The organism is Anaerococcus lactolyticus ATCC 51172 (genome assembly GCF_000156575.1).
GTDB lineage: Bacteria > Bacillota > Clostridia > Tissierellales > Peptoniphilaceae > Anaerococcus > Anaerococcus lactolyticus.
In genome coordinates, this window is the sequence record NZ_GG666061.1 from 1 (window position 1) to 16884 (window position 16884).

The 16884-nt window shown below is 28.2% G+C and carries 8 protein-coding genes; 7 read left to right on the forward strand and 1 reads right to left on the reverse strand.

Annotation, left to right across the window (positions count from 1 at the left end):
• The coding region (locus HMPREF0072_RS10100) for a plasmid mobilization protein (RefSeq protein ID WP_004830196.1) at positions 1–243 on the reverse strand (243 nt) is incomplete at its 3' end.
• 687 nt (positions 244–930) lie between these two features.
• Here HMPREF0072_RS10100 and HMPREF0072_RS10105 point away from each other — a divergent pair.
• From HMPREF0072_RS10105 to HMPREF0072_RS10135, 7 genes are all read left to right on the forward strand, one after another.
• Positions 931–1302, forward strand: a complete 372-nt coding sequence (locus tag HMPREF0072_RS10105) for a metal-dependent transcriptional regulator (RefSeq protein ID WP_081447044.1) — start codon at positions 931–933, stop codon at positions 1300–1302.
• Between the two features lie 162 nt (positions 1303–1464).
• The gene (locus HMPREF0072_RS10110; RefSeq protein ID WP_004830200.1) at positions 1465–2217 is read left to right on the forward strand and encodes a thioesterase II family protein; all 753 of its coding nucleotides are present in this window, start codon (positions 1465–1467) and stop codon (positions 2215–2217) included.
• Positions 2207–2899 (forward strand): 4'-phosphopantetheinyl transferase family protein, encoded by a 693-nt coding sequence (locus HMPREF0072_RS10115; RefSeq protein WP_004830203.1) that lies wholly within the window; start codon positions 2207–2209, stop codon positions 2897–2899. Before HMPREF0072_RS10110 ends, HMPREF0072_RS10115 begins: the two co-directional genes overlap by 11 nt.
• Positions 2899–4485: a (2,3-dihydroxybenzoyl)adenylate synthase gene (locus tag HMPREF0072_RS10120; protein WP_039931458.1), complete on the forward strand. Its 1587-nt coding sequence runs from the start codon at positions 2899–2901 to the stop codon at positions 4483–4485. The genes HMPREF0072_RS10115 and HMPREF0072_RS10120 overlap by 1 nt, the downstream gene beginning before the upstream one ends.
• 12 nt (positions 4486–4497) lie before the next feature.
• Entirely contained in the window at positions 4498–10569 is a 6072-nt protein-coding gene (locus tag HMPREF0072_RS10125; protein WP_004830207.1) for a non-ribosomal peptide synthetase, read from the forward strand.
• Positions 10566–12692: a bifunctional Gfo/Idh/MocA family oxidoreductase/class I SAM-dependent methyltransferase gene (locus HMPREF0072_RS10130; protein ID WP_004830209.1), complete on the forward strand. Its 2127-nt coding sequence runs from the start codon at positions 10566–10568 to the stop codon at positions 12690–12692. The genes HMPREF0072_RS10125 and HMPREF0072_RS10130 overlap by 4 nt, the downstream gene beginning before the upstream one ends.
• Positions 12676–16629 (forward strand): condensation domain-containing protein, encoded by a 3954-nt coding sequence (locus tag HMPREF0072_RS10135; RefSeq protein WP_039931462.1) that lies wholly within the window; start codon positions 12676–12678, stop codon positions 16627–16629. Before HMPREF0072_RS10130 ends, HMPREF0072_RS10135 begins: the two co-directional genes overlap by 17 nt.
• The last annotated feature ends 255 nt before the right edge of the window (positions 16630–16884 follow it).

Below are 16884 nucleotides of genomic sequence, written 5' to 3' on the forward strand. Positions count from 1 at the left end.
AATTGATGTAGTATTTACCCTTTTAGCAATTTGATTTATATTATTTGAAGTATGACTTATATTTGTTGACATTTCACGAAAGACATCCATATCTAATACATAAATATCTTTTTCTAAAATACATTTCATAATAAATTGTCTAAGAGTTTTGCACTTAGATGCTTTATATTTTTCATTTAGCAATTCTAACTCCTCGTCAGATAACATTAAATAGATTCCATTATTTCTAAATCTACTTGTCATAAATTAACCTCCTTAATAAATTTATTAATCGAAATAAAAAAGAAAAACCTGTAAATTCAAGTAGGACAACTTGACTTACAGGTTTAATTTATTCTATATATTTCGTCTGGAAATCTCCTGATTTAAATTTTTATTATTTATATTTTATCACTTTTTGAGATAATATTCAAGTTTACGTTGGGGCTATTATAAGCGTTTGTTGCTGAATTTAATTATTATAAATTTAGGGGTTTGGGGATATTCCCCAACAAGTAAAATGGAAAAAAATAAGCGATATAATCGTAGTATTCTTATTTCATTTTTAGTAAGTGCATATGCACTTACTGTGCTTGCTCATATACTAATAGTATAAGAACAGCTTTAAGCATAGTTCTTAAAAATGAACCTAATCATCTATGATAAAATTATAGATATTAGGGATGAAATGGGATTGTTTTATGTGCTCGGTCTATTAGAGTTATAAGCGTTAAGCGTTTATTCAGTTTTATTAATTATACCGCATTTATTGAAGTTAATAAACAATATAAGATAAACTTCAAGGAATATTCTAAAAATTACTTTTAAATAAGGATTTTTATAAGTATAATGAAATAGTGTAAATATTAAGGAAATCATATTCTAAGTTCTTGAATTTCGTATTTACTAAATTTGGATCTAATTATTTTTATTTTGAGGGAGGGGTAATCTATTCTACACAGGGAATTTGCAGAGGAAAATTATTTAGAAGCTATATATATTTTATCTTTGGAAAAAGAGGAAGTAAGAAATATGGATCTTGCTAATTACTTAGAATATAAAAGACCTACTGTTACAAGAATGCTAAAAAAACTTGAAAATAAAGGGCTGATTATTTATGGTGAAGATAAAATAATTCGTTTAACAGAAAAGTCAAAAATATTTTGCAAAAAAATGTATACAAGGCATAAATATTTAACGGATGTATTTATAAGACTTGGAATAGATGCAAAGAATGCTGAAAACGAAGCTTGTATTATAGAGCATGTTATTTCTGATGAAACTTTTGAAAAATTAAAAAAACATTTCGATTACAATTTATAATAAATAGCATAGATGACTCGCATAATGAGATGTCTATGCTATTTTTATCTTTAAAATTATATTTTTAAAAACACCTTAAAGCTATTGATAAAAGCTATCAAATAGTATATAATAACTTTGAGTTAGCTAATACTAACAGCAAATAAATTAAAAGGTGAATTTATGTCAAAAAATTTTGAAATGCTAAATAAAGAATTAGACGAAAACAATATTAAAGCTAGTCTTGTTATATTTCCGTTTGCAGGTGGTGGAGTGTCTGCCTTTAGAAAATGGAAAGATGAGTTTGAAGATATAAAATTACTTGTTGCCCAGTATCCAGGAAGAGAAAACAGGTTTTCTGAAAAGGCTATAAGTGACATTAACATCTTAGTGGATAATTTATTTGAAGATATGAAAGAAAATTTTAATTTTAGAAAACCTTATTATTTATTTGGACACAGTATGGGAACAAAAATAGTTTATGAACTTGCATTAAGAATTAAAAATTCGGATTACATAAATCCAAGAGGAATAATAATATCAGGAGGACGAGCACCATTATATAAAGAACCTCATCCAATTTATCATCTTGATGATGACGGATTTATAGAAGGCTTAAGAAGATATGAAGGAACACCAAAAGAAATTTTAGACAATAAGGATTTAATTTCTATTTTCTTGCCAACACTTAGGGCAGATTTTGTAATAGATGAAGACTATCAAGACACAAAATTTGAGAAATTAGAATCACCTATACTAGGTCTTATGGGAGATAAAGATCAAGAAATGACTTTAGATGAACTTATAAAATGGCAAGATTATACCACAAAAGAATTCACTTATAGATATATCGATGGCAAGCATATGTTTGTCAATACATCTCCTGAAAGTGTCATTAAAGAGATAAAAGAGTTTATAAAAGTAAATGAAAATTGAAGAATATGAAATAAGAAAAATTAATGATTTTCTTACTTTAGAAGATTTAAAAGATAAATTAGATAGTAATAATTTAATACTAATTAAGGCTTATACAGATAAATTATTAGAAGAAAAATTACTTCCTTACTTAACTAAAGAGGAGATAATAAAATCAGAAGATTATAAATCAGAAATAGCAAAAATTAATTATCTAGCATCAAGGGCAATACTTAATTTGACCTTAAAAGGTTTACTCGAAAAAGGAATTAATGATTTAAGAGTCAAGAGGGATAAAAACAATAAGCCTTATGTAGAAAACACTCTAGGATTAAAGTTTAACATATCCCATACAGAAGACTTGGTCTTGTTAGCTTTTTCTAAAATAGAAGTAGGAATAGATGTTGAAAAAATAAATTATCAATTTGAGTTTAAGGATATATTAGAAAATTGTTTTACTAGAGATGAAATTATAAATATAGATAATAACATAATCAGTTTCTATAGATATTGGACTGCAAAAGAAGCCTATCTTAAATGTGATGGGATTGGTCTTATAAGAAATTTGAGAGAAATTGAAATAATTTCTTATGGAAATAAAGTTATAGAAATTATCGATAATAAAAACAATATAATAAGTAGATTACAGCCATTAAATTATGATGGCAAATATGTCGGGGCAATATGCTCGGAGGAAAATTAATGAACATTGAATTAAAAGAAAAATTAGAAAAATTTTATGATGAACAAGTGTGGCCGCATATAACCTTAGGAGAATTTATTGAAGATTGTGCTAAAAAATATGGGGATAAAATTGCCTTAGTAGATGGAGATGTTGAACTTTCATATCAAGAATTAAATAGAAAAGCTTGCCATTATGCCAATGGTTTATTGAAAGCTGGATTTAAAAAGGGAGATAGAATCGTTCTTCAACTTCCTAATTGTCACGAATTTGTTATTATCCTTTTTGCCATGTTTAAGATTGGTGTGATTCCAGTATTATCACTTCCAGCTCATAGGAAAAATGAAATAAAGGGAATATTAGAAAAATCAGGGGCAATAGCATATATAGCTAAGGATAAATATCTTGGCTTTTCATATGTTGATATGATTAGAGAAGTAAGAGAAGAATTAAATATAGATTTTGAAGTTTATATTCTTGGAGATAATCAAGGATATAAAAATTTTTACAATCTTGATGATAAAGATTATCTATCTCAACAAATAGAGATCAATTATAAAGAGATAGGATTATTACTTTTATCAGGAGGCACAACTGGTATACCCAAATTGATACCAAGGAGACACTGCGATTATATCTATGTAGCGAAAGAAACTGCAAAGAGATGTAAAATGGATCAAGACAGTATTTATCTAGCTTCTCTTCCTATTGCTCACAACTTTCCTTTATGTTGCCCAGGGATATTAGGAACATTTTTTATAGGCGGCAAAGTTGTTCTATGCCCAGTAACAAGTCCAGATGAAATTTTGCCTTTAATTGAGGAAGAGGAGGTTACGATAACGGGCTTAGTTCCTGCTATGGCAAATATATGTATAGATTTTATAAAGGAAGATGATTACGACATATCTTCATTAAAGGTTCTTCAAGTTGGAGGATCAGTTTTAGAAGAAAAACTTGCTGAAAAGATAGAAAAAGAATTTGGTTGCAAACTACAACAAATTTTTGGAATAGCTGAAGGTCTGATTATGACAACTTCTTTAGATGATGATAGTAAAACTATATTTACAACTCAAGGGAAGCCTATAAGTGAGTTTGATGAATTGTTAATAGTTGATGAAGACGGAGAAGAAGTCAAAGATGAAGAGTACGGAGAACTTATAGTCAGAGGTTCGTACACAATTTATGGCTATTATAAGCTTCCAGAAGTAAATAAAAGATGTATAGACAAAGATTTATATTTTAAAACTGGAGATAAGGCAAGAAAACTAAAAGATGAAAACTATCAGGTAGTGGGAAGAATTTCAGAAACAATAAATAGGGCTGGAGAAAAGATTACGCCTTCTGAAATTGAAGATATTTTACTATCTAATGAGAATATAGGAGATGTTCAAGTTGTAGGAGTACCTGATGAACTTTTGGGAGAAAAAATAGGAGTGTTCATATTAAAAGATGAGAAGGACGAACTCTCATTAGAAGATATCAGGACATTTCTAGCAAATAAGAATGTAGCGGAATTTAAATTGCCAGATTCTATAAAATATATAGATTCATGGCCGCTAACTGCTTTGGGGAAAATTGATAGAAATAAATTAAAAAGAATAGAGTGAAAGGAGCAGAACATGGAATTTGATGCGAGAAAAGAAATTAAACTAATAATTGAAAAATGGTTAAAAGATACCTTGAAGAAATCAGACATAAAAGAAAATGACAATTTAATAGAAAAAGGCTTAAGTTCCATGCAAGTAATGCAACTTTCAGGAATTCTTAAAAAAGAAGGACTTAGAATATCCTTCGCAAAGCTCATTGAGAAGCCTACACTTAATTCATGGTTTGACCTAGTAGCTAATTCAAAAATTATTAAGAAACATTCAAAAGATAATAAGAAATCAAATGATGGCAAAGATTCATTCAATCTTACAGATGTTCAATATTCTTATTTTATAGGCAGAAGTGATGATCAAACTCTAGGTGGAGTGGGTTGTCATGCCTATATTGAAATAGATGGAAAAGATATAGATTATAAAAGATTGAATGATGCATGGAATATACTTCAATATAGACATCCAATGCTCAGAGCAAGATTCACAGAAGATGGAAAGCAAGAAATATTAGATAAACCTTTTAGTGAAGAAATTGAAGTTTTTGATTTATCTAATTTAGATGATGAAGAAACCAAAATTAGATTAGATGAAATACGAGAAAATTTATCGCATAGAAAATTTAGAGTAGAAATAGGAGAAGTCGCAGGATTAAAACTTACAAATCTATCACATAATAGAAATAAAATTTTCTTTGATTTAGATTTACTTGTTGCCGATGTCATGAGTATGAGTATTCTTTTGAAAGAATTAGGAGAATTGTATTTAGGAAAAGAATTAGACAATCTAAACAATTATACCTTTAAAGACTATATAAATAATCTTGAAGTAGACTCTGAAATTTATAAAAAAGACCAAGAGTTTTGGAAAGAAAAAATAGACTCATTTGAAATAGAAAGACCTAATTTACCATTAAAGAAAGCTCCTGAACAAATTAAAGAAACGAGATTCACTAGAAGAAAACGAGTTATTGAAAAAGATAAATGGAGCAAAATAAAAGAGCTTGCAGCAAGCTATAAATCTACGCCATCAATGGTTTTATTAACTGCGTATGCTTTAATTCTAGAAAGATGGACTAACCAAGATAAGTTTTTTATAAATTTACCATTATTTAATAGAGATCTTTCAAACGAAAACCTGAAAGATATGGTAGCAGACTTTACAAATATCTTATTAGTAGAACATGAAAGAAAAAATGATACTTCTTTCCTAGAAACTTTGAATAGAATAAGCGAAACCTTTATAGACAATGCTAGTCATTCATCTTATAGTGGAGTACAAGTTCAAAGAGATATATCGAAATCACAGGGTACAAGTCTTAATGTAGCACCTGTAGTTTTTGCGTGCAACATAGATTATCCACTAGAAACTGAAACTTCAAGTAAAGCTTTGGGCAGAATTACATATATGGTATCACAAACCCCAGGAGTATGGTTAGATTTCCAATCTTATATAAAAGATGGAGATTTAGTATTATGCTGGGACAGTGTAGATGAACTTTTCCCTGAAAAAATGTTAGATGACATGTTAAATTCTTTAGAAGAACAACTTTTAAGGCTAACAGAAAAAGGAAATTGGAAAGAGAAATTTGATGTGCTACCAAAAAATCAAAAACAAGCAAGAGAAAAAGAGCTTCAATCAATTCTTCCATTAAACTTTCCTGATGAAAGATTATATGACGGATTTATAAAAAATGTAAAAGAAAATCCAGAAAAAATTGCAATTATAGATTCAGAATCTAAAGAAGAAATATCTTATATAGACTTATATGAAAAATCCTTAAAAATAGCTGGATTTTTAAAGGAAAATGGAATAAAAAAGGGAGACTATGTAGGCATTACTCTCCCAAGATCAAGCAAGCAAATTTACGCTATATTTGGAATACTTTTTTCTGGAGCGGCATATGTTGCTGTTGGAATAAATCAACCTAGCGAAAGACGAACTAAAATATACGAACAAATTGGTATAAAGTTTGTCATCAGTGAAAATAAAACAATAGAAAATTGCAAACTAGATACGGGAGAAGTTTCTTTAATTGACTTAGACAAGACTATAGACAAATCCTTAGGTCTTGATAAGCCTATAGAAGTAAGTCCTTTTGACTCAGCCTATATAATAATGACATCAGGTACTACAGGAGTGCCAAAGGGTGTTGAGATTATGCATACAAGTGCCATTAATACTATTAATGATTTAAATGAAAAATATTCTATTAATTCAAATGATACGTTACTTATGGTATCAGCAATAGACTTTGACTTATCAGTATATGATATTTTTGGAATACTTGGTGTAGGTGGAACTCTAATAACAAATAATGAAGATAATTATCGTAATCCTGATGAGTGGATTAGAATTATTGAAAAATATAAGGTAAGTGTGTGGGACTCTGTACCTATACTTTTTGACATGCTCGTAACTATGGCAGAGGGTGAAAAGAAAAACTTACCACTTAGAATTGTTATGTTATCGGGAGATTGGATAGCAAAAGACTTGCCAGGAAGATTTTATAAGATAAGCGAAAAAGAAAATTCTATAGTTGTAGCTATGGGCGGGGCAACAGAAGCATCTATATGGTCAAATTATTTAAATGTACCAAGAGAAATACCAAAAGACTGGATATCAATTCCATATGGGAAACCACTTAAAAATCAAGTCTATAGAGTAGTAGATGAATTAGGTAGAATATGCCCTAATTATGTTAAGGGAGAACTTTTAATTGGTGGGGTAGGTGTCGCTAAATGTTATCATGGAGATGAAGACCTAACTAATAGAAAGTATTTTGAAGAAGATGGACTTAGATGGTATAGAACTGGAGATAATGGAAGATTTTGGAATGATGGTACTATTGAATTTCTCGGAAGAAAAGACACTCAAGTAAAAATTAAAGGTCATAGAATTGAACTTGGGGAGATCGAGAATGCATTAAATTTATTTGATTGTGTTAATAAATCAGTTGCTTTAGTTATTAAAGATGGGAATATAAACAAATTGATAGGTTTTGTTGAGGGCATTGCCGATGAAGAGTTTAATCAGAAATCAGTATCAATACCAGATGGGAATGAAGAAATATCACAAAAATATGCTTATGAATCTTTTATAAATGAATTGGACTCAAGTGTAGATCGAATTATTTTAAATATTATTAAGGAGTGTAAGATATTTGCAGACGGCAATTGTGTAACTTATGAGGAAATCATATCAAAAATAAATCCTGCTGATTCTTTAAAAAATGTAATAAAGTTATGGATTTCTAATTTATGTAAGAAAGAGATTATATTAAAAAGTAGTAAAGATACTTATTGTTTAAATAAATCAAACTATGATAATTTTGAAAAAATCAAGAATATAGGAATTGAAAATAACAACTCTAAATTAAATGAGATACTTCTTTTAATAAATAGCAATCTATTAGGGATAATACAAGGAAAAATAAATCCGATAGAGTTTTTCTACCATGATTATCCTCTGTTATCTCCTGTTAATTTGAGCAAAATGCTACCTTGGTATAATAAAGTAATAGAATATATATTAGATTACATGCAAAAGGATATGGATTACAATCAAAAAAATATTATTTTTGATTATGACTCAAGAGATGATTTGATATCAGAAAGAATAAGTTCGATTTCAAACAATAATATGCACTTTTATTTCGATAAATCCCTTAATAAGTTAAAACAAATATCTGGAGATTTTAGTGCCAAAAGTTTACATGAAAATGACATTGAGAGTTTTCACAGAACAGTGCAGTATGTTTTAGCATTTAATTCAATTCATAGAGATATAAATGTGAAAGAATCATTAAATGAATTAAAAAATCTTTTAACATATGATGGGAAGATTATAATGGTTGAACCAAAAAAGAGATTAGGAATTCAAGATATAACCACAAGTATTCTTAATAATTTTGCTGGATATGATGATTCTGTTATTAGTATTGATGAATGGAATAATCTTTTTAGTGATTCAGGTCTTAGATGCATTAAACAAGGCTCTATTGGAGAAAGCATGATTTATATATTGGAGCTAAAAAAGTCGAGTGCTGACCCTGAATTTATTAAAGAGGAATTAAAAAGAAAAGTACCTATATATATGGTGCCTGATGATATAGTGTTTATTGAGAACATGCCTCAAAATAAAAATGGGAAAATAGATAGAAAACAATTGGAAGAAAAATATATATATAGAGAAATATCCAGCCCGAATTTTAGTGAGAATTTACGACAAAAGGAATTAGAAGAAATCAGAAACCTATGGATTGAGGTCTTTGAAAAACACATAACAACTGGAACAAATTTCTTTTCTAGTGGTGGTGATTCTTTAATTGCTACAAGATTAGCAACTAAAATAGAAAACAATTACGGTATCAAATTCAGCATAAAAGATGTAATGGAAAATATTACGATAGAGAGTCAGGCAAAAATAGTTAAAGATAGGCTCAAAGGACATAATTTTGTAGATAAAATTAGCGTAATGGAAGATACTCTTAATGGTGAAGAATTTGACTTAACAGAAGTTCAACAAGCCTATTATATTGGAAGAAATGAAGATATGATTTTAGGAGGTGTTTCCACTCATTGCTATTTTGAAATTGAATCTATGAATATAGATGTAGACAAACTAGAACAGGCGTGGAATCATTTAATAGATATTCATCCCATGTTAAGAGCTGTTATAACTGACAATGGTAAGCAGAAAATATTATCAGATGTACCATATTATAAAATAATGACTAGTGTGGATTCGGAGGTTGCAATTCGCAACAGTATGTCGCAGCAAGTCCTTAATATAAATCAATGGCCTGTCTTTGATATAAGAATTAGTCAACATGAAAGCAAGGCGGATATAATTCATATAAGCTTTGACAATATAATTTTGGATGGATGGAGCATGTTCTATGTATTAGAACAGTGGTCTAATATATATAAATATGGAAAAGAAGATTATAAAGCTAGTAATTCAACCTTTAGAAAATATGTTGACTACTCAAATAAATTAAAAAACACACAAAAATATTCTGAGGATAAAGAATATTGGTTAAAACGCGTGGATGGATTTTTAAAAGCACCTATTATAAATAATTATCAAAATAATCCAATTACAAAAGGAACAAAATTTATTAGAAGAGAAGCATATATTGAACCTATTAAGTGGGAAGCAATAAAGGATATTGCAAGTAAAAACAACCTTACAATAACATCGTTATTAATAGGTGTATATGCTGAAGCAATAAGAGAAGTTAGCGAGAATGAAAATTTTACAATAAATGTTACGAGATTCAATAGACCACAAATAGATAAAGAGATAAATGAAATTTTGGGAGATTTTACAACTTTACTTTTACTTGAAATCGATAATGCTAAGTATAAAAAATTATTGGATAGATTTAAAGAGATACAAAAAAGATTAATAAATGATCTAAATCATGAATTATTTTCGGGAATAGAAATGCAAAAGGAGCTAAGAAAAGTTGAAACTGATAAATTAGTATTAATGCCTATAGTATTTACTAGTGGAATAGGGATAAATTCATGGGATGATGATAAAAGTTTAGGAAAAATAGTGTATGGGTTAAGCCAAACTCCACAAGTTTTTTTAGATAATCAAGCGTTGGTTTATAATGATGGATTAAAAATCTATTGGGATAGCATTGATGAAGTTTTAGGTAAGAAAAATCTTGATGTAATGTTTGAAAAGTATGTAAATATTTTAAATGAAATTGCTGATAATTCTTTTGACGAAGAAAGCACAGTGATGAGAACAAGAAAATATAATGATAAGTATTTTTCTGTTAACAACACATCTAAACAAGCTGAAGAGATAGAGAAAATAGGTAATGGTGATTTTGATATAGAGAAAGAAATGAAAGGTATTTGGGAAGAGATACTAAATACTTCTGTGGAGAATAATCACTGTAAGTTTTTTGAAGCAGGAGGAGATTCATTAAAAGCCATCCAACTTCGTAATAAAATTCAAGAAGTATTTTTAGTGGATATAGACTTGCTTGATATATTTAAGAATCCTTCCATCAAAGAATTGAGTGCAATAGTTACTAAGGGAAAAGGAAGTATTGTTGAGGGAAGCTTATGATAAAGAAGGTTATTGTATGTGGTTCTAGGTTTGGGCAATTTTATATTGAAGCACTAAAAGATATGGAAAACATTGAAGTCATTGGACTTTTAGCTAATGGTAGTAATCGTTCTGTTAAGTGTGCAGATCATTACAATTTAAAGATTTTTACTAGTGTTGAGAGTTTGCCAAAGGATATAGATGTTGCCTGTGTTGCCATAGGCTCTTCTGTATTTGGAGGTAATGGTGTAAAAATTGCCAAGGAGCTATTAAAAAAAAGAATAAATGTGTTGTTTGAGCAGCCAATTCATGTAAGGGAAATATCAGAACTCTATAATACTGCTATTTCGTATAATGTTAAAATTAAGATTGGAAATTTATATAACAATTTACCAGCTGTTAGAAATTTTTTATTAAATGTCGAGAGAGCTGATATGATAAACCATGCATCCTATTTAATGGTGGATTTAAATACTCAACTATCATATCCTGTATCAGGAATCATAAAACAAATTTTAAAGGACACCACTGTAGTAAATGAGAATTACAAATATATTGAGCAAGAGTCATGTTGCAATATATTATCTATGAATGTAAACAAGGTGGAAGTTTTAGTAAAAGCCTTTAATGAAATGGGGCAGAATAATTTAGATTCAAATATGCGTATGCTTTTTTCGATGGTGGTTGGATATCCTTCTGGAAGATTAGTTTTATCAAGTCCTTTAGGACCAGTTTTTTGGGAACAACCCCCTAATGTACCAAAAATAGATCTTATTCCAAGTTTTTTAGATGGTGATGATAGAGTGGGATGCAACAAACCTTGGATATCAGTCCTATATCAGGCTGATGAATATAATAAGAACTATATATATAGAAATATCTGGGTTAAAGCTATAAAAGATGATTTAAAGAAGTTTATTTTTAATAAGATAAATGAAGAACAATTAATCGATATAGAAATTCAACATGATTTAGAAATTGCTGTGTTATGGCAAAAATTAATGGGCAACTTAGGGTATCCTAAAATAAAATTGAACGATACTACTAAATATATTGATCCTTATATTTTTAAGCGCACTGATATTAATTGCTATAGCGTAAAAGAATCTATTAATGAGTTAAATAAAATTAGTAGAGACACTATGTTTTATTATTTAACTAAACACATATCAGAAAATAGTATTCCTATTTCGATATTATTTAATAAAATAGGGATTAGTGAAAAGTATAAGATAATAATGGAAAGATGGATACTTCATCTGGAATCTTTTAATTATTTAGAAAAAAAAGATGATAGCATCATTATTAAATCGAAAAGAATAGATTGGAATGATCTAATTGGAAAATGGGATTTACTAGAAAGCAAATGGAACACAAAAGCAATGCCGATGAATGTGTTTCAATATTTTAGGGAAAATGCTAGACTATTAAATGATTTATTAAATAATAAAGTTAATGCCAATGAAATTTTATTTTCAAAGGGTAGCGATGAAATTGCTAAAGGATTATATTCTAAAACAGCAATAGCGATATACTTGAATGAATTAATAGTTAGTAATATAAAAGAATTGTTAAACGAAAAAAATATAACAATTTTAGAACTGGGAGGAGGAACAGCATCTACTACAGAAAAAATAGTATCTAATATAGAATACGACAAATATATTTTCACGGATATATCTCCTTATTTTATAGAAAAAGCAAAAGATGCATTTCGAGAATATACAGGTATAGAATATGGGATTATAAATATAGATGATGATGAATCTTATAATCAAGTCAGTAGTAAAGTTGACTTAATAATAGCTGTAGGAGTATTAAATAATGCTAGAAACATTGAAAGTTCATTAATGTATATAAAAAAAATATTAAAAGATGATGGTATATTAATGATTGTGGAGGCTGTTGATGAATCACCAGAAATTTTAATATCACAAGTGTTTATGATGACAGAAACAGATGATATACGTAATGAAGAAAACATTACCTTTTTGAAAATGAATCAATGGATAGAGATGTTTAAAAAACTAGGATTTAAACTCTTGACATTTGAACCAAAGAATGGAAATTGGTTAGAAGATTTTAATCAAAAGTTATTCATATTAAAAAATAATGGAGATGAAGATTATGGGAATAGAAAGTAAGTTAATAGAACTATACAGAAATGGGCTTGAGGTATTTGTTAATAAAGAAGAATTAAATTACAGGTCTACTAGTGGAATACCTAAAAAAGAGGATATAGATTTTCTAAAAAAATATAAAAATGAAATTGTTACTATATTAAATAAGAACAGCATTAATTCTACTTGTGTGTTAGAGGATAATGAAATTCCTCTAACAGAAATTCAAAGTGCATATTTATTAGGTAGAGAGAATCACTTTGAATTAGGAGGGGTTTCAAGTCATGTTTATATGGAAGCAAGGTTGCCATTATTGGAAAAGAGTAGAACAGAGGATGTTTGGAATAATATAATAAAAGAACATGAAGCTTTACGTTCGATATTTACATCAAATAATACACAAAAAATATTAAAAAGAGATATGTATTACCCAATTGAATTTAATGAAGGTATAGGTATAAATGAAAAAGTGAAATCAACAAGAGAGAGGTTGAGGGGGAAAAAATATAAATCTAATATATGGCCGTTATTTGATATAGTTATAAGTCAAATGGATGATTATAGCTTACTTCATCTTTCCTTTGATTTTTTAATTTTAGATTGGACTAGTATTTTGATTCTATTGAAAGAATTTGAAAATAATTATTTCAATAATGTAACTATTTCAAATAGTATTTATAATCTTAAAGAGATTAGAATGAGCCAACTTGCTCTAAAGAAAAGTTCAAAATATCTATCAGATAAAGAGTTTTGGGAGAGTAGAATCCCTACTCTCCCAGGTTCACCTTTATTGCCAATCCAAAACACCACAATTCAAGATGGATTTGAGAGAATGCAGATTAAAGTTGATATTATTAAATGGACTAAAATAAAATCGAATTTAGCGAAATTAGGTTTTACGCAAACATCTTTTTTAATAACAATAATGGCCATTATAATTAACAACTGGAGTTCTAATTCTAAATTTTCTCTTAATTTAACAACCATGAATAGACCAAAAAAATATGATGAGATAGATATTGTAAATGATTTTACAGCAACGAATCTTTTGGAAGTTGAAATAAACAATAAGCAACTTTTTTGTGATTTATTAAAAAAGGTACAAGAACAGATTATTGATGATTTAAAGCATGAAACATTTACAGGAGTAGAAACTATTCGTGCAATTAGGAAAGATACAGCTAAGAGAAATAGTATATTTCCATTTGTTTTTACGAGTGCATTAGGTATAAGTTCATCTGATTATAAATATATTCACTTACAAGAGGAAGGGTTAAGTGAAACTCCTCAAGTTTTTATGGATTGTCAAGTTATGGAAGTAAATCAAGAATTAATAGTTAACTTTGATTTGAGATCAGGTGTTTTTTCAAAAGAATTATCAAAAGCAATAGTAGAAAGTTATTTAGAATTATTAAATTGTTTTTCTGATTCAGCATTTTTTAATGTACCTATATCATATATTTATGAAAAAAATGGGTTAGAAAGTAATAAAGCTTTATTTAACGATGATCTATCGAAACAGAAAAATTATTATGGAGACATTGACGATTTTAATAATGTAAAATTAAAAACTCTTAGCTTTTCTGACAAACAAAAAAGTGAAGATACTTTTAGTGTTATGGAGGTTAAAAATATATTAAAAGAAAGAGATGATTTTTCTAACCAAGTGATGTTAAGAACTTTGATAAAGATTAGAGAGGGTATAGATTTTAGTAACCAAAATTTGGATTACAAATCAGAAGTTATTAATAATTATCATTGGATTATTAATAAATGGGAAGATCATCTGGAAAAATGTGGTTATTTAGAAAAAAAAGAGAATAACTATATTGTCCTTAACGAGGGAATGGAATTGCTTAAGCAAAAAATAGATATGGATCTTTTGAAATCCAGATGGACTCAAAGAATTGGAAATCCAGATGTTTTAGACTATATAGTTAAAATTTCAGAGAATATTATTGATATTCTTAATGGAAAAATAGAACCAATATCTATTCTATTTCCTCAAGGGAATTTTAGAGTTGTGGAATCCATATATGGTGATAATATTTTTTGCAAATATTATAACGAAATTATAAAGACAGCAATAGATGAAATATTGAATACAAAATCTTATGTAGACAAATGTGTTAAAATTCTTGAATTAGGAGCAGGAACAGGGAACACTACGAAAACTATATTACAAATGTTTAATGAAAAAAGACTACACTACAGATATGATTTCACAGATATAGCTCTATCTTTCTTGTCAAATGCTAAGGGTAAGTTTGATGATTATGATAATGTAGAATACAAACAAATAGATATAGACAAAAGCTTTGATGATCAAAATTTAAAAGAAAATGAATATGATATTGTTCTTGCTGTTGGTGTATTAGAAAATGCAGAAAATTTAAGTTTTACAATTTCTAACATAGAAAAAGTTCTAAAAAATGATGGTTGGCTTATAATATTGGAACCAGTCATTGATGAACCTTGGATACTTATGACACAATTGTTTTTTATGAATAAAAGGAGTGAGTCAGAGTCTAAGAATCCAATTTATTTCAACAGGAAAAATTGGATTAATGTGATTAGCAATCATAACGGCAAAGAAATATCAAGCAAAATTTTTTCGTTAGGTGAAAAAAATAAATTTAATTACAATAACATTGAAATTTTTTTCGCGAAAAAAAATATTTTAGGAATGGATAAATTAACTGAAAGTAAAGGGAAAGAGGAGAACAACATCCATTGCGAAGGAGAAAACAATTCTTTGCTTAGAAGTATTTGTGGCTTGGCTAGGAACACATTAAAAAATGATGAGGTTAATATATATAGTGATTTATACGAATGTGGAGCTGACTCGCTTCTTTTGGCACAAATGGCAAATGAGATAAAAGAGCTTTTATATAATGAAGGTAATAATAAAATAGATTATGATATGATTTTCAGGCAGTTGTTGAGTAAACCTAGAATATCAGACCTATTAGAAATAATTATTGATAAACCAGAAATTAAAGAGCAAAGCAAAGATTCAAAAAAAACAGGGAATATTGGGCAAATAACAATTCTTAATGAGGGGCATGAGTTACTAAGGGTAATTTTTCATGCTGGCTTCGGAACAATGAATAGTATGAAATATGTTATTGATAATTTATTAAAAGACAATAGCTCGAGTATTGCATGCATTACTGTTAAGGATAGTAATTTATATAACAGTGTAAGTAATGAGGATCTTGTTCCAGCGATAAGTAGAGAGTATTCAGAATTAATCTTTGCTACAGGATACAAAAAAGTACAGTTGATAGGTTATTGTTCGGGAGGCTGTTTAGCTTTAGAAACAGCACATCACTTGATGAAAAAACATATTGCAATAGATGATTTAGTGTTATTAGACAGTTACCCATCTCCTAAAAAGAGAATAGATGAAAAAATTATAGAGCTTATGTTCTTGCCAAATTATAACATAACCCCACACATGGTAATTAAAGACATTGATGATAATGAACTAAACAGTGTGGTGTCAGAAATATATAAAACAATAAAGATTAATAAGGAAATTTCTTTATTAGAATATTTGGGAGAAAAACCAAAACATATAAAATTATTTAATTCATTAAGAGAATTATTTTCTTTAGATTTGGAAGAAAGGATGAAGCTATATGCTAAAACTATTTGGGATGTGACTAATGAAGAAATAGGTTATGAGTTTTTGAAAACGACTTATCAAACTTATATATCAACATTTAACAGCTCAAATTATGAGCCATTTCCTTACATTGGGAGAGTAAGATATTTATCAGCGAAGGAAAACTTTGATTTAGTACAAATGGAGAAACAAAATGTTATAAACTATTGGAAAAAGTTTTGCTTAGGACAATTTAGTATACATGAGATTCCAGGGGATCATGTTTCTTGTGTTGAAAATAAGGATAATGCAAAATATGTGTCTAATCTTATTATTAATAATCAGATTTAGTATTATAATACAATAATTATTAGAAATTATTACACAAATAACTTCTCTTAATATGTTTATTTTCTGTTTTAATTACACATAGGTCTAGATTCAAGTAGTTTAATTGGTGAAGTTGATAGATATCTTAAGATAAGGAGGTGGGAGATTTAAATTGAGAAAAAAGAGTTGAACTCAACAAAAGTAAATAATTTTTTAAATAACTGTGTATTGAAATAAATTTATTTCAGTCAGAAATTGATGTTATAGTTCTATATA

Bases quoted from the DNA above. Each gene is read 5' to 3' on its own strand.
- HMPREF0072_RS10115 (WP_004830203.1), top strand. From the start codon at position 2,207: ATGAAAATTGAAGAATATGAAATAAGAAAAATTAATGATTTTCTTACT.
- HMPREF0072_RS10135 (WP_039931462.1), top strand. From the start codon at position 12,676: ATGGGAATAGAAAGTAAGTTAATAGAACTATACAGAAATGGGCTTGAG.
- HMPREF0072_RS10120 (WP_039931458.1), top strand. From the start codon at position 2,899: ATGAACATTGAATTAAAAGAAAAATTAGAAAAATTTTATGATGAACAA.
- HMPREF0072_RS10130 (WP_004830209.1), top strand. From the start codon at position 10,566: ATGATAAAGAAGGTTATTGTATGTGGTTCTAGGTTTGGGCAATTTTAT.
- HMPREF0072_RS10110 (WP_004830200.1), top strand. From the start codon at position 1,465: ATGTCAAAAAATTTTGAAATGCTAAATAAAGAATTAGACGAAAACAAT.
- HMPREF0072_RS10125 (WP_004830207.1), top strand. From the start codon at position 4,498: ATGGAATTTGATGCGAGAAAAGAAATTAAACTAATAATTGAAAAATGG.